Raw genomic sequence first — 25,281 nt, 5'->3', positions numbered from 1 at the left:
TCTTAATTAGAAGTTAAGATTGATACCAGCTGCAAATTGCTTAGCGTTAGGATAAGATCCGTAAGTAGCTCCGATTGAGTTTGCTTCTGGATCGATTCCATTGTACTTAGTAAACGTAGCCAAGTTCAATCCCTGTACAAACAAGGTAGCACTCTGCATACCGATTTTGCTAGCTGCTACAGTTGGTAGCGTATAGTTCAAAGTCACTTGCTTCAAACGAATGTAAGATCCATCACTGAGAAGTCTTGTAGAAGCAGTGTTTACGTTTGAAGTACCTGGAGCTTGACCACCTTCATAAGGACGACCTACAGTTTTGATATCTCCTGGCTCTTTCCAGTAATCCAACTGGCTTACGAATAGGTTATCTGTTCCTGTACCCCAGTTAGCATGGTTGTACAAATCTTGATTGAAAGCCATGTTTCCGAACTGATACTGGAAGAACACTTCAAGTGAAACTGGTCCGTAGCTCAAGGTATTTGAAAGACCACCATAGCTACTTGGTAAAGCACTTCCTTTGTAGCTCAAGGTAGATTCACCTGCTACATAAGTATAACCGCCATTCAAATCATCAAACATTTGACGACCGTTAGCAGGGTTCACACCCATGTAGGTATTCAAGTACCAGAAAGAAATTGGTCTTCCCACGATAAGTGAGTTACCGATTCTATCCAATCCATCGTACAAGGAAAGCAACTCGTTTTGCAAGAAAGTAATGTTGAAAGCTGTATTCCACTGGAATTTACCAGCAACAATATTTACAGTTTGCAAGTCAATATCAATCCCTTGGTTTCTAACTTCTCCAGTATTTCGGGTAATAGAACCGAATCCAGAATCAGTTGGAAGTGGGGTATTGAACAATAGTGCGCTGGAATTCTTTCTCCAAACATCCACAGTACCGATGATTCGACCATTGAACAAAGTCCAGTCCAAACCAATGTTGAAAGTCTCTGCTTCTTCCCAAGTCAACAAATCGTTACCCAATTGAGATAGAGTTAATGCTCCACCACCTAGGTACTGACCTCCTGAACCTACCAAGGATCTAGAAGCAAAGTTGGCGATTTCAGAGTTACCGGTGATACCATAAGAAGCTCTAAATCTCAAGTTGTCCAACCAAGACACATCCTGAAGGAAGGATTCTGAAGAAAGTCTCCAACCCACTGAAGCAGCCCCGAAAGTACCCCATCTGTTTTGATCTCCAAAACGAGAGTGTCCGTCTCTTCTCAAGGTAAAGTCAGCGGTATAGCGATCATCATAATCGTATTTAGCTTGACCAAAAACACCTGCACGCTTATACTCGGTGAAGTTTGAGTTTACAGCAAATGGTGTCGCAGCATTTTGTAGATAAATCAAAGTAGGATTAGGGAATCCTCTACCGGTAGCAGACTGCAAGTCAGACTGTGCTCCTTTGTATTCAAATCCTACGATACCTGAAACGGTGTGCACATCATTGAATTTCTTGTTGAAGTTAAAGTTGTGGTTGGTATTCAAGTTTGTATTTCTTCTTCCAGTAAATACAGATGCACCACCATACGAAGAGAAAACTGGAATTGTGGAAGGTCTATTATTGATATCCGCGTTGTCAGAGAAGTCAAGACCAAAGTAAGATGTCCAGCTCAACCATGGAGCAAATTGATAATTCAATTGCAAGTTGGAAACTGTCTGTACAGTCTTTCCACTTCTTAACTCTTCATTTACACCTTGAACAATGTGGTAACCAAATAAATGGTTAGAGGGGTATCTGCTAAAAGATCCATCTTCCTCATAAATCGGAACATTTGGTCTTGCTGCATATCCAGCCACAAATGGACCGTTCACGAAGTTACCTCGATCAATCGTTCCGTTCGTGTTTTGGAATGCCAATGACAAATTAGCAGAAACAGTCAATTTTTTATTTGGTCTGTGAGTCAAGTTCAAACGTCCAGTGGCTCTTTGATAATTAGACCGGATAATTTGTCCTTGCTGCTTAGTGTAAGAACCAGAAAGGAAGAACGTAGTCTTCTCATCTCCACCAGATACTGAAAGGTCATAGACACTCAATCGACCTGTTCTGTAAAGTGCATCCACCCAATCATAAGATTGAAGATTTGGATCCTCTGGATTACCATAAGTAGAAGCAGCAGAAGCTGGGTTCAAACCTGCATTGATGTACGCGTCACGCTTGATTGTAGCCAGTTGATTCGCATTCATCATGTCGTATAGCTCCAAAGGTTGTACTGTACCTTCTTGTACAGAAAGCCTTGTTTTTGTCGTTCCTTTAGTCCCTTTTTTGGTAGTAATGATCACTACCCCGTTAGCAGCTTGAGCTCCGTATATTGCAGCAGCAGCGGCATCTTTCAATACCTCAATTGACTCAATATCATTTGGGTTGATAGAAGCCAACGCATTCTGAGAACCTTGACCGGATAGACCCCCGTTGGCTACTTGCACACCATCTACGATGTATAGCGGGTCATTTCCAGCATTGATCGAACCAACACCACGAATCCGTACGTTCAAAGCACCACCTGGCTGACCAGAAGTAGAAGTTACCTGAACACCCGCAATCCGACCTTGCATCGCACGGTCAAATGATTGCATGGGCAAATCTTGGAAGATCTCCCCTTTTACTGATGCAATCGCACCCGTAATTTCTCTTTTTGATTGATCACCATAAGATGTGATCACAAACTCCGAAAGAGCCTGAACATCCGGATCCAGCGCTACATTGATTGTAGTCTGATTTCCGATGGTCACCTCTTGTGGTCTTAACCCGACAAAGGTAAAAACCAACACATTGCTTCCGGCAGGTACATTGATTGAATAGTTGCCATCAAGATCTGTGGCAGTACCAACCGTAGTTCCCTTGACCAGAACAGTCGCTCCTGGTACTCCTAAGTTATCCTCTGTGGAGGTAACCGTACCAGTAATCACACGGCTTTGGGCAAATGCAACAGCACTTCCCAAAAACAGCATGAGTCCTAGAAGTAAAACTTTCCTCATATTTGGTTTGATTATGGTTTAAATTAGACTCAATGATATCTTATATCTTTGAATATCCCAAGAGGCTCACATAGAAAATTCATAAAAGAATTGACCTAAACATAGAAGTTTTACTAAGTGAAATAGGTGAAAAACAGAATTAAATTTTATATTTTACTATTATCAGACCTTTATTCCAAAAATTATTCTCATTAAGCCAGTGTTAACAAAAGTTAATTTTAAATACATCAACAGCGATTTTATGCAATTTTGACGATTATTTATTTCAACAATTTTTTATTTCAAAAAACAGATATTTCCCCAAATAATACATAATTGAAAGCCCTTTTGAATCAATTTAAATACAAAATATGTCCCTTAGCTAGAATTTTATATAATTCCCGATAAAAACTAGATATACTTTTTAGCATAGATCAAATCTAAAAAGTATCAAAAATTTATAAAACCCGGATGGTGATTCTTCGGTTTAAGGCTTGGTTTTGCGGACTATTATTAGGTACCATCGGATTGGTATCTCCTTTGCCCTCGGTTGCTACCCGGGCTTCGTGAATTCCATGCGACACCAAATAGGCCTGAACTGATTTTGCCCGTTGTAAACTGAGTGCTTTATTATATCCCGCTGAGCCCACATTATCCGTATGTCCGGATATCATAATGTTCACATTGGGATTCTCTTCCAAAAATTTCACTAATCGGGTAAGCGAACTCATCGATTCGGGCTTGAGCTCATATTTATCAAAATCAAAGAAGACATTTTCAAATACAAATTCTTCTCCTGCCGCAATCGGTGTTAGCTCGACTTTCAGATCTTCCACATTTTGAATGGAGTCCCGCTCTACATTATAAATCTTAGGCAGGAAGCCTTTCTTCTCTACATATAGACCAGAAATTGATTTCTCGGGATAGAGCATCATAAAGTCCCCCGTTTTGCCATCGGCTTTAAACTCATATAATGTACTGTCGTTGGTCAGCGCGACTAGGGACAGGGTCGCATCCACGGGCTCCCCTGTTTTTGAGTTGAGTACTTTACCTCCCGTCACGATGAGATTATCGCCAAGATAAATTTCTTCAGGAAAAGGAAAACGGTACAACAAGGAGCGATCCCCTTCCGGTGAAGAGCTCATTTCGGAATAATAAGCATAATCCTTTTGGGCAGTAATAAATAAAGCGACCTGATCTTGATGATCATTGATGGGCAATCCTAAATTTTCAGGCTCCTGAAATTCCCCCTCTTCCACTCGGGACAAAAAGATATCTTTCCCCCCAAAACCTTGATGACCATCTGAGGAAAAAAACAAAATCTCATTATTAAAAAACATAAAAGGTGAAATTTCATCTTTACTTGTATTAACCACATTCCCCAGATTTTTGGCTTCTGACCAAGAGCCATCCGACATTCTCACCGTGTACCATATATCATTACCCCCAAAACCTCCACGTCGATTGGAAGAAAAAAACAAAATCCTCCCATCAGCCGATAAGGAGGGCTGAGAATCCCAAGATCGAGAATTCACCTCTTTGCCCATATTTTTTGGCCGAGACCAGCGCCCGTTTTCCCGGTAGGAAACATAGAGATCGCAACTTCCCTCCGAATCCGGAGCATCGCAGGAAGTATAAATCAAAATATTACCATCAGCGGTCACCGTACAGGTTCCCTCATTATAAGCTGAATTGATCGTGGAAGCGATACTTTCCGGCGGAGACCAACCTCCGCTCGTGGTGACGTAGGAAGTATAAATATCCTCCTCATCAAAATTGCCGGTTCCATCCCGCTTGGTAAAAAGAATCTGAACTCCATCAGCCGTCATTACCGGAAAATACTGCAATTGGTATTGATTGAGCGGCTCTTCCAACTGTTCGCGCTGAATGTCTTTTACGTTTCCGAGATGCTGCTCCAAAAAATCCATTTGAGCTTTCATCTCTTTATAATACATGTTGGTTCGAAAGCTATCCTCAAAAAGTGGGTCGATTTCTTTAAACTGGGATAAGGCCTGATCAAATTTGCCTGTTTTCAGATAAATATTGGAAAAAACCCATCCAATGTCAACGGCATGTTTTGTGGTCGCGTTTTTTCCGGAAAGTCTATTTTTCCCGAGACCTGCTACCGACTCGGCTTCTTGCAAATTCCCTTGAGTGATTAAAAGTTGGGATAATTTAACATACGCTTCTAAAAATGACCCCTCACGCTTGATTGCATCCCGGTATTTTTCCTCGGCTTCCTCATATCTCCGCTCTTTGACAAGCTGTTCGGCCTCGGTAAAAAAACGGATTGCCCTTCCATCTATGATCGAATAGCTCTGACTATAAGTACTATAGCCTAAGAGTAAGAAACAAATCAGAAGTAAAACAGGGCGCATGAACTCAAGGAATGTCCATAAATTTATGAGTTTGTAGGGATATTTTCCAAAATGGACGATTTTTAACGTAATCAATGATCTCTGGAAGGGAGCATTCAGCCTTGCTCCACTCGGCCTGTAGCAGCAGTTTTGAGCTGGGATTTTTAGGCTGACAAACGCCTGAATCAATAAAAAAGTAAAAATCCTCATCCCTTTATTGATTTATTTCCGTTTGAGAAACAATTCAAACCGGATGATTCTTTAGCTTCGTTTCGAGAACTTAAATCACTAGAAAATCGGATATTTAACAATTTGAAATTTATCCCCAATGCCGTTTTTAATTGTAACTTGGTAGTTTATGCGACCCCTTACAAATAGTCCACTTTTCTAAAAATCGTGGGATTGCTTTTACCGGTTGTCTGTTCAGACCCATGGATTAAGTAAATCAACGAATAGCTTTATTTTCATGGGGGCAAACTTTTCTATAACTAAAGGCTAGAAAGTTGCTGCCGGTTGGGAGGTGAGTAAAATCGAATTCAAAACTGGATAAAACGACCAATTCTTATTGGCTTTGTCAAATGCCTACTTTCTCTTCAAAGAGGAAACAATCCTAGGCAAAACAAAAAGGCACAGACCAACAGCACTCCCTTATTCTTTGGCCAACCCGCTGAACCCGTCCAGGGAATAATCCGATGCTGATCTATATGAGTTGTTGGGTTTATTTAGGGTATCTATAGGGTAAATTTAGTTTTTTTTTAAAATATTTTTAGTTTCAATTGCTATATATACCCTATATTTTTTATCTATTATTTTATAAAAAACACTCATTTTCATTGTATAAATTCCTGCTTTTCCTAAATTAAGCTTAGTTTTTACCAAAGCAGGTCACTTATGGGAAATCTACCGCCAAAAAACCTCTTCTTCCCCCAGGGGAAAATCGGCAACCTGGTCTTCTATTCAATGAACGGAAAGACCGTCGTTCGTACTCGCCCCAGTGGTACGCACAGAAACAAAACCCATCCCTCCCCACTCCAACTCCTCCAGCGCGAAAAGCTCAAAACCATCAACCGCTTTCTCAAACCACTAAAGCGGGTGCTGGATTTTGGCTATCAGGAATACCTCACCCAGAGCAAAAAAGGAATCCATCTGGCCTATGCCGAACTTAATCATAAGGGCTATCATCCCGAGCGGGAACCCAAAATCGACCCGGCCTTTCTGAAGATCAGCAAGGGGAATCTACTTGAACCCCAAAATCCAAGTTTGGAGAAAACAGGCTCGGGAATTCGCATCAGCTGGGATGCTGGTACAGAAGAAGGCAAGTCCAAGCCAAATGACGAGACTTTTATTGTCCTTTATCAACCCGAGCAGGAAAAATACATCTGGGTCGAGCAGAAATTCAGAAGATCGGAGGGGCTGGCAGAAGTTGACCTTGGTGGAGCCAATAAGGACTATCCCTGGCATGTCTATTTTGCCTTTAGCCAATATAATATCTGGAGGAAGTCATATATCCTTAGCAATTCGGAATATTTGGGGAAGTTGGAGTGATTTAGAGACCGGAGAAGGTGGTAGGATTCTAAATAGTCTAATTGGAGACCATTCGTGAATTAGCAGCTACTTCTTGAGCAACGAATGCACGAATTGGGAACTTCGCCGTGGGCTGTTTCTCATCGACCACTTTTCCGATCTGTCCACGTGAGTCCCTGCCTAGCCAGCAAAGGTAGGTCTTCACTCAAATAAGCTCTCCTATGCCGAAGTGAGTGTCACTAACTTCTACCTTTAACTCTATTTTTTCCTGTTCCTGATACACGAACAGAATATGGCAAGAAAAATTCGCGAATTAGTGGCTTATACTCTTAAGCCACGAATGTACGAATTGAGTTTTCTGAATAGGAATGGCGATTTAGCCTATTCATAAGAGCTTAGAAGAGGAAGATTTTCTATGACCTAATTTTTCCGAGTTTAATATTTACATTATGACCTAGTTTTTTTTCCAATTTTTGCTAAAATCATCCTTTAATGAAAAATACTTTTCATTTAATTCACTTATGCTCTTATCTAATTGATCAACTTCTTTTACGATGATATCACAAAAACTTTCCTTTTCTTCAATATCCAAGCTTTGCGAATGGAGTATTTCGCTTATTCCCTGAATATTAGCAGTAGGTTTCCGAATAACATGAGAAATGTCAAATAGAATCTTTTCGAATACTTTCAATTGATTCATTTTAGAAGATATATCCTGAATTATGCCATACCAATGTATAGTTTTTTCATCTATTGACTTTGGATTTGCCCTCATCCAATGAAATTTCTCTTCACCATCTGACGATTTGACCTGATACTCAATACTTATTGGAGTATTTTTTTTAAATGATTTTTTAAGTTCCCTTTTGAATTTCTCATTATCCTTTTCATTAATGTAATCGAAGATTATTTTAGGGTCCTTTTTTAATTCTTTTTTCGTGAGTTCAGGAATTAACTTTTTTATTCCTTCACTAATGAACACCAATTGGATTTCTCCTTGAGAATCAACTGAAAGTTTGAAAATCGCACCAGGAGCCAAATCAGTCAATTTTTTTAATCTGTAGGCATTATACTCTATTTCTTGACCCTGTTCAAAGACTAATTTTCGAGTTTCCAAATACATCATGATTCTTTTTGCTATCAACCTCAATGCAGCAAATTTATGTTCCGGTATCTCATCCCTTAGTTCATAATCTACTACACAGACTGTCCCTAGCACATTCCCCTTCTTTGATACTAGGGGTACCCCAACGTAAAACTTTATGCCATTTTCACAAGTGACATGTGGATGATATTTAAACTTCTCATCGTTTTGTGCATCCCTTACGATCAATAAATCATTAGGTTTATCCAGTAAGAATTGACAAAATGTTTCTTCTTTTGCAACCTCTGTTTCATTTGTTCCCAGCTTTGATTTATACCATTGCCTTTTATCATCTATAAAAGAGATAATTGACATGGGAGTATCAAAAATCGCTGAAGCAATTTGGGTTAACTCATCCAGCTCCTGCTCAGGATCTGTATCTAAGATATTATATGATTTTAAATCTTCAATTCGGTTCATTTAAACTTCTATTCAATGAAAATTAGTAACTTCTATATTACTTATAAGCGCTTCTTATATACAATAAATTGTATTAAGATTCTCGTCTCTCCTTTTGTGGAAAAAGAAGTTTCAAGACTACATTATCTTCTAATTTAAAAAAATAATTGAGGGGAGACAAATAGAATTAAAAAAACTAACAAACCCCACCCTACATTCCAAGAAATATTTAACTTACGCTGATAAAGCTCTAAACCAATTCAAGCAACTATATTCTTTAAATTTTTACTCAGATGACAATTTTCTAACATTTATATAGAGGTTAAAGAGTTCAACTTAATCCTACTTCAAAATTATTCCGGTTCATGGGGACAGGAGCCGGGGCTGGAATATGGCAAGAAAAAATTCGTGAATAGGCGGCTTCTTTTTCAGCCACGAATGCACGAATTCCTTTTTTGAATGGAAATGGAACTTTAGCCAATTCTTCAAAAAGACTTGGTATTACATATGAGCTTTAGCTCAAACTTCTTTCTATCAAATTATTCCGGTTCGTGTCTTCACGAACCAGGGGCGGGATATGGCAAGAAAAAATCAGGACTTAGGGAATATCCATAAACTTATGTGTTTGTAGGGAAACCTTCCAACTAGGATGACTTTTCACATAGTCAATGAGCTTAGGAGTGAATATATCTGCTTTACTCCATTCAGGCTGAAGTCGTAGTTCGCAGGATGACCTAACAGATTGCGCATGTTCCTCCGCAAACTTGAAATCACTATCATGAAAAATCACAACCTTCAATTCATCGGCTTGCTCGTAAATGGAGGGATGGGGTTTCTTAAATTTCTTGGGAGAAAAACACACCCAGTCAAAATCACCCGAAAAAGGATGCGCTCCGGAAGTTTCGATATTGGTAGTAAAGCCTTTTTCCTTCAAAAGCTTGGTCAAAGGATCCAGATTGTACATCAAGGGTTCACCACCGGTGATCACGACTAACCTTCCCGGATGCGCCAAAGCGCCTGCTACAATCTCCTCAATGGATACAATCGGCCATTTTCCAGCTTCCCAAGATTCTTTGACATCGCACCAAACGCAACCCACATCACAGCCTCCCAGCCGGATAAAATAAGCGGGATGCCCGGTAAATTTACCTTCGCCCTGTATCGTGTAAAATGCCTCCATCAATGGAAGCTGTAGCCCTGCGTCTACAAATTCTCGGGTAGTCATGGTGAATTTTTGGTAAAGCGGGTGATTCGACCGCTAAATGAGGGTGCAAAGGTAAGCTTAGTATTGGAATATTGAAAAATAACAAGGAACTATAAAATCTATCTTCCAGTCTACACTTTTTCAGATTTTTGATTTTAAGCTTTAGCCTTTCCTCCCAATTCCTTTCTCATCACAATCCGGTAATCCTCAACTCCGCCTTTTCTAATGACTTCCACGATTTTAAACCCCCGCCTAAGACCAAAATTAATCATCGGAGGTAATCGGTTTCGGGTTTTGAAAAAAATGGAGGTAAAGCCATTTGAACTCGCCCATTTTTCCTGATATTCCGCCAGCGCATTGGCTATTCCAAATTTTCGAAACTCCGGCCTCACCCCTCCCATCCAGGAATAAAAAGTCCCGGGCTTTTCGCTTTGGTATCCTACTTTAAATCCGAGCAACTCCCCTTCTTTTTCTGCTACCAAAGCTAAATGAAGCCGATCTTTTAATCGATCCGTGTAAAAATTCAACGTTACCTCTTTCCCAAAAAACTCCGGAATACGCTCATGAACCCATAGCAATTCGGCAGGAGAAGCCTGTCTGATGGTGAAAGTTGAGTGGTCTTGTGCCATTAGATTTTTGATTTACGAATTTCTATTTACGAGATCAAGTATCATTTCCAATCATCATTTCACCTTTTTAAACATCTTTGACAAAAGACCTTCGAGGTTTCAAAAACCTCAAAGGTCTTGATGCTTTTCATAAATCCTTAGTCTTTTTTCAAGGTCGGATACGTTACTCCCAACTGCTCCAAATAGGTATCGTACTTCGTCTCATCGTAATAAAACTTCTCCAACTCAGGTCGGAATTGATTCATGATTCCCTCATTTAGGTAAATCGGAGGGTCATCATCTGCCGTAATCATCGGCTTGTAGGTTTCCTCTTTGGTTTGCACATTGTTGAAATAATCCCAAGCCTGATCGACCAACTCCGGCTGAAGCAAAAAGTCCAAAATCGTCATCGCTTCCACTTTGGCACCTTGTGTCACCCCTTTGTGGGCAATCGGAGTCGCCATCGCAATCGCATTACTCCAGTGATGCCCCGGCAATCCGGGAATATTCGATGGGAAACGCAAGGTCACCGTCGGTACCACCCAAGAAATATCTCCGATGTCGTCAGAACCTCCACTTCTGATCTCCTCAGATGGAACTCCCAAGTCAACCAATTCAGTAGCCAGCCCCTTTTCTTCAGAGCCCATTTCTTTTTGAACTGCCTTGGCCAAGGTTTGATCATTTTCATCCCACTCCGGTAATCCCACGTTTTGAATATTGGCGTGCATAGTTTCGGCGATAGTTTTATTAAAATGTCTCGGCCATGCCGTCCCCAGCACTTTGTAATCCATCGTGGTTTCAGTCATCAAAGCGGCTCCTTTGGCGATATTATTGGCCTGCTCGTACATTTCCATAATCCCATCATACTTTACGTCTCGGAAATAATACCAAATAGAAGCCTTGGAAGGAACCACATTCGGCTGATCTCCCCCATCAGTTATGACAGAGTGAGAGCGCTTGAGTGGATGCAAATGCTCCCGCTTATAATTCCATCCAATATTCATCAACTCCGCAGCATCAGCTGCACTTTTACCTCTCCATGGTGCTCCGGCAGAGTGAGCGGCATCTCCCGAAAAGGTATATTCAACCGAAATCAGGCCTGTTCCGTTTGCTTGCCCCCAACTCACTCCCAAATTATTGGATACATGGGTAAAAATACACAGATCCACCCCCTCAAATAAGCCATCCCGAGTGTACCAAGCTTTTGCAGCCACCAACTCCTCGGCGATTCCCGGCCAAAGGATCAACGTGCCCCCGATATTTTCTCGTTCCATGATTTCTTTTACCGCGAGTGCAGCTGTAATATTCAAAGGAATCCCCGCATTATGTCCTTCCCCGTGTCCTGGCGCACCCTCTACCATGGGTTTGTGAAAAGCTACACCGGGATATTGAGAGGCTTTGGGGATATTATCCACATCGGAGCCCAGCGCGATGACCGGTCCGTCACCATTGGACCATGTGGCCCACCAAGCTGTAGGGATTCCGGAGATTCCAGTTTCAATTTCAAATCCGTTTTCCTCCAAAACTCCGGTAAGGTATTTGGAGGATTCAATTTCTTGGAAGCCCAGCTCCGCAAAACTGAAAATCTTGTCCACCATCATTTGACTCTGTTTATGATTGTCTTGGACGACCTGAGCCACTTCTGTTTTTAGTGCTTCGATTTGTTTGGGTGAAAATTTCTTTTGCCCAAAAGCCACCAAGCTCACTCCTAAAAGCAAGCATAGGCTGAATAGTACCTTTTTTGTCATTTGATTAGCTTAATTGATCCAGTGGAAATTACCAAAAAGCTTCCAATTCCCATCACAAAATTGACCAGCGGAAAAATAAGAACACGACAGGAATTGAAGATTTGACTACCAAAGCCACTTGATTTTTCTATTTTTGCAGGCGTTTAGCTTAAAAATAAAGAAATATTCAATTATGGCGGAATATAATTTCAGGGAAACCGAAAAAAAATGGCAAGGCTACTGGAAAGAAAAAGGCACCTTTAAAGCCGAAGTGGACCCTAATCGTCCCAAGTTTTACTCCCTCGACATGTTTCCTTATCCATCCGGTGCAGGTTTGCACGTCGGCCACCCTCTGGGATATATCGCATCGGATATTGTCAGCCGATTTAAGCTACTCAAAGGCTTCAATGTCCTTCATCCCATGGGTTATGATTCCTTTGGACTGCCCGCTGAGCAATATGCCATCCAAACTGGACAGCACCCTGCCATCACCACAGAGCAGAACATTGCACGCTATACCGAGCAATTGAAAAATATCGGCTTCGCATTCGACTGGGATCGCGAAGTTCGTACCTCGGACCCATCTTACTACAAGTGGACGCAGTGGATTTTTATGCAGCTGTTTAACAGCTATTACGATTTGAATGCCGACAAAGCTTTGTCCATCGACTCCCTCATTTCTCGATTTGAAAAAGAAGGGAATCTCCAAGTAAAAGCAGTTTGCGATGAGGATACTCCGACTTTTAGCGCAGCGGATTGGAATGTTTATTCCAAGAAAGAAAAGCAGGAAATGCTGCTCAAATACCGGTTGACATTCTTGGCTGAAACCACGGTCAACTGGTGCGCGGCGCTGGGAACGGTGCTTTCCAATGACGAAGTGAAGGACGGGTTCTCCGAAAGAGGAGGTCATCCGGTAGAACGCAAAAAAATGATGCAGTGGTCCATGCGAATCACAGCCTATGCAGATCGACTTTTGCAAGGCTTGGAAAAAGTGGACTGGTCCGAGCCCATCAAAGAAATGCAGCGAAACTGGATCGGAAAATCCATCGGTGCTGAGATGGTATTTCAAGTCAAAGATTCTGATAAAAAAATCAAAGTTTTCACTACTCGGATCGACACGATTTATGGCGTTACTTATTTGGCTTTGGCACCGGAGTCAGATTTAGCCGCCGAACTCATCACCGATGATCAGCGGGAAACCGCTGAAGCCTATATTCAAGTTGCCAAAAACCGCTCTGAGCGAGAGCGCATGAGTGATGTCAAAACCATCTCCGGCGCCTTTACCGGATCCTATGCCATCAATCCATTTAATGGAGAAGAAATTCAGATTTGGGTTGCCGATTACGTATTGGCTGGATACGGCACTGGCGCCGTGATGGCCGTGCCTGCACACGACGAACGCGATTACAACTTTGCTAGGCACTTCGGGTTGGAAGTCAGACAAGTCATCGAAGGCTCGATGGAAAACGGTTCTTTCCCCGGCAAAGGCGGTTTGATCATCAATTCGGGATTTTTATCCGGCTTGTACATGAAGGAAGCTATGGAAAAAGCCATCGAATTCTTGGAAGAAAAAGGAATCGGAAAGGGAAAAATCCAATTCCGCATGCGGGATGCGATTTTCACCCGTCAGCGCTATTGGGGCGAACCGCTTCCGGTTTATTTTAAGGATGGCTTGCCCTATTTGATTGATGAAAAAGACTTGCCTTTGGTTTTGCCTGAGGTGGATAAATACCTGCCAACCGAAGACGGGGAACCGCCACTTGGGAGGGCAAAAGATTGGACCTATAAAACCACTGATGGAGAATATCCCTTAGAACTCTCGACCATGCCGGGCTGGGCAGGATCGAGCTGGTACTTCTTCCGCTACATGGATCCGAAAAACAAGACCGTTTTTGCAGACAAAACCAAAACCGATTACTGGGGTGCGGTGGACTTGTATATAGGAGGTTCTGAGCATGCGACGGGTCATTTGTTGTATTCCAGATTCTGGACCAAGTTTTTGTACGACTTGGGCGTGGTAAGCATCGACGAACCTTTCCAAAAGATGATCAACCAAGGGATGATTCAGGGAAGGTCAAATTTTGTGTATCGAGTCAAAGGAACCAACAAATTTGTAAGCTTAGGTTTAAAAGATCAATACGATACCTCCGCCATGCACGTGGATGTAAATATTGTCCACAATGATCAGCTAAACCTGGACAAATTCAAAGCTTGGAGACCGGACTTAGCCGATGCGGAGTTTATCCTGGAGGAAGGCAAATACCTATGTGGAGCCGAGGTAGAAAAAATGTCCAAGTCCAAGTACAACGTGGTCAATCCGGACGATATCATCGAGCGATATGGGGCCGACACGCTTAGATTGTATGAGATGTTCCTCGGACCCTTGGAGCAGTTTAAACCTTGGAATACAAACGGGATCGACGGGGTGTTTAAGTTCTTGAGAAAGCTGTGGAACCTGTACCATGACGGAAAAGGAGAATTTGCCGTTCCTGATGAAAAAGCAAGCAAAGAAGAACTGAAAGCTCTTCATAAAGCCATCAAAAAGATGGAAGAAGACATGGCCAATTATTCCTTCAATACATCGGTATCCAGCTTTATGATCTGTGTAAATGAGCTGACTGCACTGAAATGCAACAAGCGAGAAGTGTTGGAGCCTTTGGCGGTTTTGATTTCTCCGTATGCACCACATATCGCTGAGGAACTCTGGTCCCTGTTGGGTCATTCAAGTTCGATCACGACTGCTCGATTCCCTGAATTCAAAGAAGAGTATCTGGTCGAGAGCAATTTCGAATATCCGGTCATGATCAATGGAAAAATGCGGGCTAAGCTTAACTTGAGTCTTAATCTTAGCAAAGAAGACATCGAAAAAGCGGCTCTGACCGATACTACCGTACAAAAATGGCTCGAGGGCAAAGCCCCTAAAAAGGTGATTGTCGTACCGGGCAAGATTGTGAATTTGGTGGTGTAAAAATCAAAGGGCCGAGAGATATTCTTTCGGCCCTTTTGTTTGACTAACCTTCTCATTTAATTTAAATCTTGAATTTCGCTATCAGCAAAATCGGATTATCTCCTTCCTCTAAACCCTCCAAAATAGGCATCATTTTATCAGGATAAGATTCATTTTCCAATTTATTCATGAAAATAAAAGCAGGATCAACGGCTGCAATAAAATTATCATTGGAGACATGGGTAAAGGCAAAATTCTGGCTGAAAGTAATATCATTCTCAAAATTGATGAAATCCAATAAAACTGATGCTTTGGATTTTTTATTTCTTACAGCGAATTGTGGAGTAGATTTCTTGAAAAAGAAAACCAATAGATGCGTGGAATTTTCAAGATACAATTGATTTACTGCATAGTTTGCAAGGCTTCCTTCCAGTTTCGAGTCATTAATTTCTTTTTCAGACCAATTTTTTTCAAGTGAAAATGAATCTTCCCCATGATCCAACACCAAATAAGGTATGGGTTCTTTGGACTCAATTTTATAAATCGTATCATTCAAATATCTCCTATAAAGCAAACTGCCATCATTCAGCTTCACCAAGGGATAAAGAATCAACTGATCCACAAATCTGCTTTTGTATGGAAAAAAGGTTTTTTTATCCTGAAAATTTTCATTCATCACCAATAGATTGTGTTCTAAGCCCCCGTTTATGAGCGCATAGTTCCCATCTCCTGATTTTTCAAGCTTAAATCCGGTTTCTCCAGTTCGTATATTTTCGATAAATTTCCCTTCAAAATCGTACTTTAAAAGATTATCTGGATTGTCATAAATCATTAAAAAATCACCATCAATATACATATCGACGGGATTTCGATATTCTCCGGGACCGGCTCCAGCATTTCCTATTTTTCCAAGGTATTTTCCTTCTTGGGAAAAACGCTTCACCTTATCATTTGAAAACCCATCTAAAACAAAAATATAGTCTCCCCCAATGATTATTTTGTCAATTTTGGAAATTAAAGAGCTATCCGTGGTCTCCAACGGGACTAACTGATAATCTTTGGATACCAATTCCGAAAGTTTCAATTCGGATAATTGAGTCTGATGTAAATTCCAAACCTCCACCTCGAAAGTTTTCTTGTTTTCACTACATCCTGACACTAAAAACCCCAAGCATATGGGGAGGATAAATTTTATTTTCATTTTTAACTTTTTATGAAACTTGAGTTAAAATAATGGTAAAGATTAAATAATTACAACAATTACCTATTTATATTTCACATTACCAACCCAACCTTTCTTTTGGTAAAAAAGCCCATTTCTCTCTCATTCTAAACCTTTCTTTTTCTAATTGAATTAGTTTATATTTAATTCGTGAATCTACTTAATGCAAATAGTGAGGCTATTAAGACCCTTTGTGAAAAACACAAAGTCGCGAAGCTTTATGCCTTTGGTTCGGTTCTGACTACAGCATTCAATGAAGAAAGCGATGTGGATTTTTTGGTGGAATTCCATATGCAAGATATTGAAAAGTATGTAACTAACTTTTTTACTCTCAAAGAAGAATTGGAAACACTTCTTAATAGAGAAATTGATCTGATAGAATACAGGTCAGTTAGCAATCCTTACTTTAAAGAAGAAATAGACGAAACAAAAGCTCTTTTGTATGAGTCGGAAAATTAAAAAATACCTTTTTGATATTTTGACCTGTATTGATGAAATCGAATCCTTCTTTGATGGAAACGAAATCACAATCGAACACCTAACTGGAGATCGAAAGACGCTTAGGGCAGTTGAGCGAAATCTTGAAATTATAGGTGAGGCCACCAAAAGATTAATCAGACTCGATCCCAAGATCCCGATCTCCGACGCAAATGAAATCATTGGAGCCAGAAATTATATAGCTCATGAATATGAATCCATTTCATATTTAATAATCACTAAAACTCTAACGGATCACTTCCCTGTTTTGAAAATAGAAGTCAAAAAACTCCTCGAGGAAAAATGATCCTCTACACCTTCCCTGTTCACACCGCCTTTATCGACCGTGATTTAGAAATGATCCGGCCGGTATCTGAGATCCAGCCTTTGGAATTTACTCAAAGTCCGATCCAACTGCCTTTTTATTTCATTTTGCAGTTTTTTCAATTGCTCTGGTTTTTGCCCAAAACAAATCAATATCTCTGCTTTTTTGGGGGGTATCATAGCGTTTTACCGGTTTGGTTTGGGAAGGCTTTTGGAAAAAAATGCAGCATCCAGGCTGGTGGCACCGACTGCATGAATATGCCGGAGATCGGCTATGGCAATTTCAGAAAAAAATGGCTCCGAAAAGCTACCATTTATTCCTTTAAGAACTGTACGTTGATTTTGCCCGTGGCGGAGGCTTTGGTTAAGCAAAATTATTTCTACGATCCTCAGATCAATCCCAAGCAAGGATTGCTCAACCTGATTTCCGATTTGAAAACTCCCATTCAGGTGATCCCAAATGGCTTTGATACTGATTTTTGGAGGAATTTAGGGAAAGAGCGAAAACCCATGAGTTTTATCTCCGTGGCGACAGGTACTTCTAATCCTTCCCGCGCACAGGTCAAAGGCTATGATTTGATCGAGAAATTGGCAAAAAAACATGCTGATTGGAGTTTTACGTTGGTGGGTGACTCAGGCTATTTTTCTCCAAATGAAAATGTGACTGTTTTAGGTAAAATGGATGCTTCCGAACTCTTGGAATATTACAATTCCCATCAATTCTATTTTCAACTCTCCACATCTGAAGGTTTCCCCAACGCGCTAGGAGAAGCCATGGCCTGCGGCTGTGTGCCGATTGGTTCGGCTGTCGGGGCGATTCCGGAGATTATTGGGAATACGGGAGTGATTTTAAATCAAAAAGACCTTTTCATTCTTGAATCTAAAATCATTGAACTTCAAAACACGGATATTAGCTCCTTTTCAAAAAAATCCGCCGAGCGAATTGACCACTTCTTTAATTTTGAAACAAGAAAAAACGCACTATTGAGGGCTTTAAACTTGATTAGCTAAGTAATTCGATCTGATTTCTGTTGACTTTTACCACTCCCCGTTGTTCCAGTTTTTTCAGTAAACGAGTAATCACTTCTCTACTCGAGTTCAGTTCCTGAGCAATCTGCTGATGGGTTTTTTGCACCACTTTCCTCTGACTCGCTTCAGTATTCTTTTCCAAGTATTCGATCAGGCGCTCATCCATGCGATGGAAGGCAATCCCATCGACGACTTTTAGTAATTCCTCGAAGCGATCCTGATAGGTGTCCATCACAAAATAATACCATGTCTTGTATTTGATCATCCACTCGTCAAGCTTGGAAATCGGAACAGCAATGACGGTGGTATCCTCCTCAGGAATCGCCTTGATTTTTGAATACCCTTCGCGAGCCGAGCAGATCATCGTGATCGCACAAGCTTCACCCTCGGCCAAATAGTATAAAAATAACTCATGATCATCTTCATCTTCCCGAAAAACCTTCACCGAACCTGATACAATCAAAGGAATAATTTCTACCTTTTGACCTATATCCATCATCAATTCATCTGCTTTGAAAGTGGCTATTTGCCCACACGCCTTAATTTCTGCTGCCAACTCGGCTTCAAAACTGGAAAAATGATCTTGAATAAAACTGGAAATTGATTTCGATTTCTCTATCATGATGGCTAATTTTAAAGTGAGTGACATGGGTCACCTCATACTTTTTTTTCAAAGCTAATTTTGTGTCACTTTGTTCCAAAGAGAAAATAAAAATGATGAATGGAAAGGTAAAAATTCTTTTTTTGGCTGGGCTGGGGCTTATGCTTTTTTTCCGAATAGTTGATCGGCTTCCTTTTATACCCGAATCTATCGGAGGATTTGACACCAGCAAAATTCTTAAAATCATCATGGGATTGATCTTTATTGGAATAGCTTTTTGGACCTACAAGAAATCTAAAAAAACAACGCTATGAACTGGGATGTCGAAACGCTCTCGCGGATCCAATTCGCCTTTACCATCATGTTCCATTACATTTTCCCTCCTTTCAGTATCGGTTTGGGATTATTGCTGGTGATATATGAATCCCTCTTTTTGATCACCAAAAAGAAGATTTATGAAAAAATCACCCGATTTTGGATCAAGATCTTTGCCGCTAACTTCTCAGTTGGTGTAGCCTCCGGCATCGTGATGGAGTTTGAATTTGGCACCAACTGGTCCACTTATTCCCGCTTTGTGGGAGATATTTTCGGTTCACCCTTGGCCGCGGAAGGTATTTTTGCCTTCTTCTTGGAATCGGGCTTTTTGGCCATTTTGCTTTTTGGCTGGAATCGGGTCAAGCCGGGAATGCACTTGTTTTCGACCATCATGGTCGCCGTGGGCAGTATTCTTTCCGGTTTTTGGATCGTAGTGGCCAACAGCTGGCAACAAACACCCGTCGCTTATGAGATCGTGGTGGATTACGGCATCCGTCGGGCAGTGATTACTGATTTCTGGGCAATGGTCTTCAACCCTTCTGCCATGGTCCGATTTACCCATGTGATTTTTGGGGCTTGGATCCAGGGGGCTTTTCTGGTAATGAGTGTCTCGGCTTACTATCTGATCAAAAAGAAACATGTAGAATTCGCCAAAAAATCATTTGCCATTGCTTTAGGCCTTGCAGCTGTTTCATCTCTCGCTCAGCCCTTTCTCGGGCATGAGCATGCCAAAATTGTCAATGACTGGCAACCGGCGAAACTGGCAGCTTTCGAAGGACTATATGAAACACAAACCAACGCACCACTTTATCTTTTTGGCTGGACTGATCCGGAGACTAGGAAAACCTCCGGGATCGCCATCCCTGGAATGCTCAGCTTTCTGGTTCATGGAGATTTTGATGGAGAAGTAAAAGGATTGGAGGAATTTCCAGAAGAGGATTGGCCCGCAGTCAATGGGGTTTTCCAAAGCTATCACCTGATGGTGGCACTGGGGATGTTATTTATTGGGGTGACGCTGCTGAGCTTATTCTTACTTTGGAAAAGACAGCTTTTCACGCCAAAGTGGTCTTGGCTGATCAAGCTCTACATTCCAGCTGTCGCACTTCCTGTCATGGCAAATCAGCTGGGATGGGTTTCTGCCGAGCGAGGTAGGCAGCCGTGGATTGTACAAGGATTGCTACGAACAAGTGAGGGCGTTTCGAAATCCATCTCAGCTCCTGAGGTGATGATATCCCTGACCCTTTTTGTCCTGGTGTATATTCTCCTGTTTTTCGTCTGGCTCTATGTCTTGGATCGGGAGATCAAACACGGGCCTGAGCATCTTTCCAGTGATGTAGAAGCTGGATATCATAAAAAGTCAGAACGTATGGACGTCATTAAACCGAATTAATCATGGATTATAACGTAGTTTGGTATATTCTAGTGGGCATTTTACTGATCGGCTATGCGATCTTGGACGGATTTGATCTCGGCGTAGGCATCCTTCATTTACGAAGCAAGGGAGATCATGACCGACGCATTTTGATGAATGCGATCGGGCCGGTCTGGGATGGCAATGAAGTTTGGTTAATCACGGCTGGCGGAGCGCTATTTGCTGCTTTTCCGAATGTTTACGCCACGGCATTTTCAGGGTTTTATTTGCCCTTTATGTTGCTGTTGATTGCCTTGATCTTTAGAGCGGTCTCTATTGAGTTTCGAAGCAAAGAGGAAAATCCACGATGGCGTTCATTTTGGGATTGGGGTTTTAGTATCGGATCCATTTTAGCTGCTTTGCTTTTTGGTATTGCCATTGGAAATGTCGTCCTAGGTTTCCCTATTGGAAGCGATATGGAATATCAGGGGAATTTCTTCGACCTGCTCAATCCCTATTCTATTACAGCCGGATTTTTTTCCTTGACCATGTTTTCCTTACATGGCGGGATTTATTTAAACATGAAAACAGAAGGGGAGCTTCAGAAACAAGTTCAAAAATGGGTTAAAGTGAACTACTGGATTTTTGTAATTTTCTACGTCTTTTTTTCAGGCTTGACTATTTATCTCAAGCCCGAGATGATCGCGAATTTCTCCTTTGGCACGATCGATCTTCCGGGTAGCAAACACGAGTTGGTAGAAAATCATGAAACTCTGATTTCAGTTTTTGCATGGACGGTGGTTTTATTAAATATTTTGGCAATAGCCAACATCCCGCGGGTGCTCTCCAAAGGCCGGGAAGGCTGGACCTTTATCTCCTCATCTAGTATGATTGCCGCCGTGGTCTTACTATTTGCTTTAGGCATCTTCCCTAACATGATGATATCCAATCTCGACCCGACCTATAATCTGGATATTTATAATGCAGCATCTTCTCAATACACGCTGAAGACCATGGCGATCCTTGCATCGTTTGGTTTACCCTTTGTGGCAGCATATACCACGATAATTTACTGGACTTACCGAGGAAAAGTAAAGTTGGACGAAAGCAGTTATTAAGTCGTCTTGGTGATGAAAAATCATAGTCAAATCATTCAAAATCAGACATCTTCGGTTGTCTGATTTTTTTTTATGGGGTATAGAAAATATCTATAAACTAATTGCCCGAATTCTCTCCCCGAGGTGACCTTAGTCACGATATAAAGAAAAGATAGGAGGTAGATTTGTTCTATCAATATTAAAAAACGATAATTAATTACAGATATGGAAGACCAACAAATAACTATGCCAAGAATAGGAGACCCTGCTCCTGACTTTGAAGCGATGACCACTACCGGAAAAATGAAATTTTCCGAATATATCAAGGGCTCTTGGACGATTCTATTCTCCCACCCGGCTGACTTTACACCGGTGTGTACTACAGAGATGACTGGATTTGCTTTGGATCAAGACTTCTTCGATGAGCATCAAACCAAACTGGTGGGATTAAGTATAGACTCTATTCACGCTCATATTGCTTGGGTCAATAATGTGAAGAAAAATACAGGAGTTCTTTTCGAATTCCCAATCATTGCCGATATCGACATGAGCGTATCCAAACTCTATGGAATGCTCCAGCCCGGGGAAAGTGAAACTGCTGCGGTTCGGGCGGTATTCTTCATCGATCCGGCCGGAAAAATCCGATTAATCATGTACTATCCATTGAATGTGGGTCGAAATATGGAGGAAATCAAACGTGCTTTGATTGCCCTACAAACAGCCGACAAGCATAAAGTTTCGCTTCCGCTGAATTGGGTCCCTGGCGAAAAGGCAATCGTCTCTCCACCAAAGACCGTCGCTGAAATGATTGAACGAGAAGCGAGCGATTATGAAATGGTAGATTTCTATTTGGCAAAGAGAGAGTTACCAAAAGATTAAGATTTTTGGATTAAAGGGTTAATTAAGTGGGAAACCTTCTCGAAATTTTCGGGAAGGTTTTTTTATATCCGACATTAAAAACAAAATATAATTTAGACAATAAAATTTACAGATATCAAACCAGATTTTTATTATACAACATAATTTTTGAAAAATTAGGTTTTATTTTAAACCACCTTTCTTTATTTCCTCAAAAAATATTAAAAACTAGGCATAAAAAAAGAGAGCTTATTCGAAAATAAGCTCTCTAAGTGGGTCTATTGTTAATGGATTAAAACCATATAAAATTTGGTAAACAAATTGATTGAGTAACTTTTTTGAGTACCAAAATTTATTAAACTTAAGGAAAATGATTAGAAATACATAAAATCAGTAAATAATTTTTTGAGAATTTTTAAAAAATCCTGATCTCCATGAGCAAAGTGTCTTTAAAGCGGCAACATCAAGCTACCCCGCCAAGCCAGTTTGATATACTTTTGGGGTTTTCCCAAATTCCTGCTTGAATGCCCGAATGAAATAGCTGATATTTTTAAATCCAGCCATTATCGCGACTTCTTTGATTTGGAAGCCTCCTAATTTCAAATAGTTTTTGGCCAGTTTAAGCCGTTCTTTAAGCACATATTCCATCGGTGTTAAACCTAGCTCTTGTTTGAAACTCCGGAGAAAATGAGCCTTACTCATACAAGCTTGATTTGCAAGCTCCTCCAAACTCAACTCTTCACGAATCCGCTGCTTGATATAATCAACCACATAGGCCAGTCTATTTCCAGAAGCGAGTTGTTTGTAGGTCTTTTCGAGCATATCTCTGGCCTGAGTCTGACTCAATCGGATCAAGAGTTCTTTTAGCGCCAAGGAAGCAATCAAATCTTTTTCTCGGGAACGTTCCTTCACTCCTATTTTAATAAATCGATTGATGATTTCGCTCAATTCATTGGTATTGATCAGGTGAAAATAACTCAAGTCCAATCCCCACTCTTGCGTTAGTACCCGATTTGAAAATCGCTCATTGAGCATATTGAATGTATTTTCGATCATTTCTTTTGAGATCGAGAGTGCAATGCATTGCGTTGGATTTTCCCATTTTGCTTCTGGAAAATCAATTTTCATAACCTCATTGGGAGGAACGATAACCGATTCGCCAGGCAAATAATCGAAACCCGGCTTATCAAAGAGATGCATGACTTTTTTACCCTTCAGCATGGTGGTCAGCACCAAATCACCAAATACAAGATTGACATCAGCGGCTTCCTGATGCGTTTCAAAAATATTCAGCTCACAATCCTCTAAGGTGTAAGTTGTACGGTTTTCGACGAGAGTTTTCAAGTCCTTGGGATTTCTCCAAGGCACTCCAGAGATAAAGTTACTTTGGGACATCATGTAATTTACCAATAACAATCTGACTATAAAAGTGCTGGATTGCGGTTGATAGGTGATTTTTTCTTAAAAATAGTAAATCAGCAATTCAGTGACATTGTTTGCGCATCTCGTGTCATTTTTTCAAGTATTAATTCTGCAATTTTGATTAAAACCAAAATAACTGAAAAATGAGTACACTAACATTATCACAGGCCACTCCAGTAGAAAGGCCACAAGTAAAAGAAAAATACGATCATTTTATCGGCGGAAAGTGGGTAGCTCCCAGCAGCGGAGAATATTTTGACAATATATCGCCAGTTGACGGATCGGTTTTTTCGAAAGCTGCCAGAGGAAATAAGGAAGATATTGAGAAAGCTTTGGACGCTGCACATGAGGCTTTTAAAACTTGGTCCAAAACTTCCGCGGCCGAGCGTTCGAGAGTCCTAAATAAAATCGCTGACGTCATCGAACAAAATCTTGAAATGCTCGCCCGGATCGAAACCATGGATAATGGCAAAGCTCTTAGAGAAACAAGAGCTGCTGACCTTCCGCTTTGTGTGGATCACTTCCGCTATTTTGCAGGAGTTATAAGAGCTGACGAAAGCTCGATTTCAGAACATGATGAGCATACTGTAAGCATCGCACTCAGCGAGCCTCTCGGAGTCGTAGGGCAAATTATTCCTTGGAACTTTCCGCTGCTGATGGCTACCTGGAAAATTGCACCTGCCCTAGCTGCCGGTTGCTGTACCGTCGTGAAGCCTGCAGAACAAACGCCGACCAGCATTATGGTCTTGATGGAACTGATCTCAGAAGTGCTTCCAGCAGGAGTATTGAATGTTGTGACTGGATTTGGACCTGAAGCGGGCAAGCCTTTAGCCACTTCATCCAGGGTGGCTAAAGTAGCTTTCACCGGAGAAACCACCACGGGACGACTCATCATGCAGTATGCATCTGAAAATCTCATCCCAGTCACGATGGAACTAGGCGGTAAATCCCCAAATATTTTCATGAAATCAATCGCTGATGCCGACGATGACTTCTTTGACAAATGTGTGGAGGGCGCGGTCATGTTTGCCCTCAACCAAGGAGAAGTATGTACTTGTCCATCGAGAATTTTGGTTCATGAAGACATATATGATGTCTTTATGGAAAAGGTGATTGCACGAACAAAAGCCATTAAAATGGGACATCCACTTGCGGAGGACACCATGATGGGTGCTCAAGCTTCTAATGATCAGTATGAGAAAATTCTTTCCTACATCGAAATCGGAAAAGAGGAAGGAGCTACCGTTTTGACGGGCGGAGCTAAAGCCGGTTTGAATTCCGGACTGGAAAATGGATACTACGTACAGCCGACTATTCTCAAAGGCCATAATAAAATGCGGGTATTTCAGGAGGAAATCTTTGGGCCGGTGACCTGTGTGACCACCTTCAAAACCACCGAGGAAGCCATCGAAATCGCCAATGACACGATGTATGGACTAGGCGCTGGACTTTGGTCAAGAGATGCACACGAGCTCTATCAGGTACCAAGAGCAATCAAGGCAGGCCGAGTTTGGGTCAATTGTTACCATGCCTATCCAGCTCATGCGCCATTTGGGGGCTACAAGAAATCCGGATTTGGTCGTGAAAATCATCTGATGATGCTCAATCATTACCGTCAAACCAAAAATATGTTGATTTCATATAGTAAGCAGAAATTAGGATTCTTCTAGAATTGACCATTTCTTTGGATCAGAGGCGGGGAAAATAAACCCCGCCT

18 protein-coding genes are annotated in these 25,281 nt (G+C 41.2%); 9 read left to right on the top strand and 9 right to left on the bottom strand.

Features of this window, described 5'->3' with window-relative positions; all coding sequences use genetic code 11:
* Positions 1 to 6: 6 nt before the first annotated feature.
* Complete coding sequence (locus BM043_RS01195) at positions 7 to 2,979, bottom strand: SusC/RagA family TonB-linked outer membrane protein (protein ID WP_092788412.1); 2,973 nt, start codon at positions 2,977 to 2,979, stop codon at positions 7 to 9.
* 437 nt (positions 2,980 to 3,416) lie between these two features.
* Positions 3,417 to 5,525, bottom strand: a complete 2,109-nt coding sequence (locus BM043_RS01190) for an OmpA family protein (protein ID WP_317042365.1) — start codon at positions 5,523 to 5,525, stop codon at positions 3,417 to 3,419.
* A 681-nt stretch (positions 5,526 to 6,206) separates the two neighbouring features.
* On the opposite strand from BM043_RS01190, the gene BM043_RS01180 reads away from it, so the two are divergent.
* Positions 6,207 to 6,860, top strand: coding sequence for a DUF6266 family protein (locus BM043_RS01180; RefSeq protein WP_092788411.1), 654 nt, complete (start codon positions 6,207 to 6,209; stop codon positions 6,858 to 6,860).
* A 433-nt stretch (positions 6,861 to 7,293) separates the two neighbouring features.
* Here BM043_RS01180 and BM043_RS01175 read toward each other — a convergent pair whose 3' ends face one another.
* The 4 genes from BM043_RS01175 to BM043_RS01160 all read right to left on the bottom strand — a co-directional run bounded on the left by BM043_RS01175 (position 7,294) and on the right by BM043_RS01160 (position 11,942).
* The gene (locus BM043_RS01175; protein WP_092788410.1) at positions 7,294 to 8,403 is read right to left on the bottom strand and encodes a GAF domain-containing protein; all 1,110 of its coding nucleotides are present in this window, start codon (positions 8,401 to 8,403) and stop codon (positions 7,294 to 7,296) included.
* Between the two features lie 577 nt (positions 8,404 to 8,980).
* A complete protein-coding gene (locus BM043_RS01170; RefSeq protein ID WP_092788409.1) occupies positions 8,981 to 9,607 on the bottom strand; it encodes a 7-carboxy-7-deazaguanine synthase QueE in 627 nt (208 codons plus the stop codon).
* 134 nt (positions 9,608 to 9,741) lie between these two features.
* Positions 9,742 to 10,215, bottom strand: a complete 474-nt coding sequence (locus BM043_RS01165) for a GNAT family N-acetyltransferase (protein ID WP_092788408.1) — start codon at positions 10,213 to 10,215, stop codon at positions 9,742 to 9,744.
* 137 nt (positions 10,216 to 10,352) lie between these two features.
* A complete protein-coding gene (locus BM043_RS01160) occupies positions 10,353 to 11,942 on the bottom strand; it encodes a peptidase dimerization domain-containing protein (RefSeq protein ID WP_092788407.1) in 1,590 nt (529 codons plus the stop codon).
* A 172-nt stretch (positions 11,943 to 12,114) separates the two neighbouring features.
* Between BM043_RS01160 and leuS the strand changes: the two genes are divergently transcribed.
* Positions 12,115 to 14,889, top strand: a complete 2,775-nt coding sequence (gene leuS / locus BM043_RS01155; RefSeq protein ID WP_092788406.1) for a leucine--tRNA ligase — start codon at positions 12,115 to 12,117, stop codon at positions 14,887 to 14,889.
* 61 nt (positions 14,890 to 14,950) lie between these two features.
* Here the strand turns inward: leuS and BM043_RS01150 are convergent, their stop codons facing one another.
* Complete coding sequence (locus BM043_RS01150) at positions 14,951 to 16,069, bottom strand: 6-bladed beta-propeller (protein WP_092788405.1); 1,119 nt, start codon at positions 16,067 to 16,069, stop codon at positions 14,951 to 14,953.
* 171 nt (positions 16,070 to 16,240) lie between these two features.
* Between BM043_RS01150 and BM043_RS01145 the strand changes: the two genes are divergently transcribed.
* The 3 genes from BM043_RS01145 to BM043_RS01135 are packed head-to-tail and all read left to right on the top strand — an operon-like array spanning position 16,241 to position 17,902.
* Positions 16,241 to 16,549, top strand: a complete 309-nt coding sequence (locus BM043_RS01145; protein WP_092788404.1) for a nucleotidyltransferase family protein — start codon at positions 16,241 to 16,243, stop codon at positions 16,547 to 16,549.
* Positions 16,533 to 16,874, top strand: a complete 342-nt coding sequence (locus BM043_RS01140) for a HepT-like ribonuclease domain-containing protein (protein ID WP_092788403.1) — start codon at positions 16,533 to 16,535, stop codon at positions 16,872 to 16,874. The genes BM043_RS01145 and BM043_RS01140 overlap by 17 nt, the downstream gene beginning before the upstream one ends.
* Positions 16,871 to 17,902 (top strand): glycosyltransferase family 4 protein, encoded by a 1,032-nt coding sequence (locus BM043_RS01135; RefSeq protein WP_092788402.1) that lies wholly within the window; start codon positions 16,871 to 16,873, stop codon positions 17,900 to 17,902. The genes BM043_RS01140 and BM043_RS01135 overlap by 4 nt, the downstream gene beginning before the upstream one ends.
* On the opposite strand, the gene BM043_RS01130 is transcribed toward BM043_RS01135, so the two are convergent.
* Positions 17,895 to 18,542 (bottom strand): Crp/Fnr family transcriptional regulator, encoded by a 648-nt coding sequence (locus BM043_RS01130; RefSeq protein WP_092788718.1) that lies wholly within the window; start codon positions 18,540 to 18,542, stop codon positions 17,895 to 17,897. The genes BM043_RS01135 and BM043_RS01130 overlap by 8 nt on opposite strands.
* Positions 18,543 to 18,831: 289 nt before the next feature.
* On the opposite strand from BM043_RS01130, the gene BM043_RS01120 reads away from it, so the two are divergent.
* The 3 genes from BM043_RS01120 to BM043_RS01110 all read left to right on the top strand — a co-directional run bounded on the left by BM043_RS01120 (position 18,832) and on the right by BM043_RS01110 (position 22,163).
* Positions 18,832 to 20,226, top strand: coding sequence for a cytochrome ubiquinol oxidase subunit I (locus BM043_RS01120; RefSeq protein WP_092788400.1), 1,395 nt, complete (start codon positions 18,832 to 18,834; stop codon positions 20,224 to 20,226).
* Positions 20,227 to 20,228: 2 nt separating this feature from the next.
* Complete coding sequence (gene cydB / locus BM043_RS01115) at positions 20,229 to 21,305, top strand: cytochrome d ubiquinol oxidase subunit II (RefSeq protein ID WP_092788399.1); 1,077 nt, start codon at positions 20,229 to 20,231, stop codon at positions 21,303 to 21,305.
* Between the two features lie 204 nt (positions 21,306 to 21,509).
* A complete protein-coding gene (locus BM043_RS01110; RefSeq protein ID WP_092788398.1) occupies positions 21,510 to 22,163 on the top strand; it encodes a peroxiredoxin in 654 nt (217 codons plus the stop codon).
* Between the two features lie 447 nt (positions 22,164 to 22,610).
* Here the strand turns inward: BM043_RS01110 and BM043_RS01100 are convergent, their stop codons facing one another.
* Positions 22,611 to 23,537, bottom strand: a complete 927-nt coding sequence (locus tag BM043_RS01100; protein ID WP_092788396.1) for an AraC family transcriptional regulator — start codon at positions 23,535 to 23,537, stop codon at positions 22,611 to 22,613.
* A 170-nt stretch (positions 23,538 to 23,707) separates the two neighbouring features.
* On the opposite strand from BM043_RS01100, the gene BM043_RS01095 reads away from it, so the two are divergent.
* The gene (locus BM043_RS01095) at positions 23,708 to 25,234 is read left to right on the top strand and encodes an aldehyde dehydrogenase family protein (protein ID WP_092788395.1); all 1,527 of its coding nucleotides are present in this window, start codon (positions 23,708 to 23,710) and stop codon (positions 25,232 to 25,234) included.
* Positions 25,235 to 25,281: the final 47 nt, after the last annotated feature.

It is taken from the genome of Algoriphagus hitonicola (genome assembly GCF_900113375.1).
In the GTDB taxonomy this organism is placed as follows: domain Bacteria; phylum Bacteroidota; class Bacteroidia; order Cytophagales; family Cyclobacteriaceae; genus Algoriphagus; species Algoriphagus hitonicola.
This window is presented reverse-complemented; position numbering and strand designations above follow the sequence as displayed.

Excerpts from the sequence above, each read along its gene's own strand:
- BM043_RS01195 (WP_092788412.1), bottom strand. The coding sequence starts at position 2,979 with ATGAGGAAAGTTTTACTTCTAGGACTCATGCTGTTTTTGGGAAGTGCT.
- BM043_RS01190 (WP_317042365.1), bottom strand. The coding sequence starts at position 5,525 with ATGAGGATTTTTACTTTTTTATTGATTCAGGCGTTTGTCAGCCTAAAA.
- BM043_RS01180 (WP_092788411.1), top strand. The coding sequence starts at position 6,207 with ATGGGAAATCTACCGCCAAAAAACCTCTTCTTCCCCCAGGGGAAAATC.
- BM043_RS01175 (WP_092788410.1), bottom strand. The coding sequence starts at position 8,403 with ATGAACCGAATTGAAGATTTAAAATCATATAATATCTTAGATACAGAT.
- BM043_RS01170 (WP_092788409.1), bottom strand. The coding sequence starts at position 9,607 with ATGACTACCCGAGAATTTGTAGACGCAGGGCTACAGCTTCCATTGATG.
- BM043_RS01165 (WP_092788408.1), bottom strand. The coding sequence starts at position 10,215 with ATGGCACAAGACCACTCAACTTTCACCATCAGACAGGCTTCTCCTGCC.
- BM043_RS01160 (WP_092788407.1), bottom strand. The coding sequence starts at position 11,942 with ATGACAAAAAAGGTACTATTCAGCCTATGCTTGCTTTTAGGAGTGAGC.
- leuS (WP_092788406.1), top strand. The coding sequence starts at position 12,115 with ATGGCGGAATATAATTTCAGGGAAACCGAAAAAAAATGGCAAGGCTAC.
- BM043_RS01150 (WP_092788405.1), bottom strand. The coding sequence starts at position 16,069 with ATGAAAATAAAATTTATCCTCCCCATATGCTTGGGGTTTTTAGTGTCA.
- BM043_RS01140 (WP_092788403.1), top strand. The coding sequence starts at position 16,533 with ATGAGTCGGAAAATTAAAAAATACCTTTTTGATATTTTGACCTGTATT.
- BM043_RS01135 (WP_092788402.1), top strand. The coding sequence starts at position 16,871 with ATGATCCTCTACACCTTCCCTGTTCACACCGCCTTTATCGACCGTGAT.
- BM043_RS01130 (WP_092788718.1), bottom strand. The coding sequence starts at position 18,542 with ATGATAGAGAAATCGAAATCAATTTCCAGTTTTATTCAAGATCATTTT.
- BM043_RS01120 (WP_092788400.1), top strand. The coding sequence starts at position 18,832 with ATGAACTGGGATGTCGAAACGCTCTCGCGGATCCAATTCGCCTTTACC.
- cydB (WP_092788399.1), top strand. The coding sequence starts at position 20,229 with ATGGATTATAACGTAGTTTGGTATATTCTAGTGGGCATTTTACTGATC.
- BM043_RS01110 (WP_092788398.1), top strand. The coding sequence starts at position 21,510 with ATGGAAGACCAACAAATAACTATGCCAAGAATAGGAGACCCTGCTCCT.
- BM043_RS01100 (WP_092788396.1), bottom strand. The coding sequence starts at position 23,537 with ATGTCCCAAAGTAACTTTATCTCTGGAGTGCCTTGGAGAAATCCCAAG.
- BM043_RS01095 (WP_092788395.1), top strand. The coding sequence starts at position 23,708 with ATGAGTACACTAACATTATCACAGGCCACTCCAGTAGAAAGGCCACAA.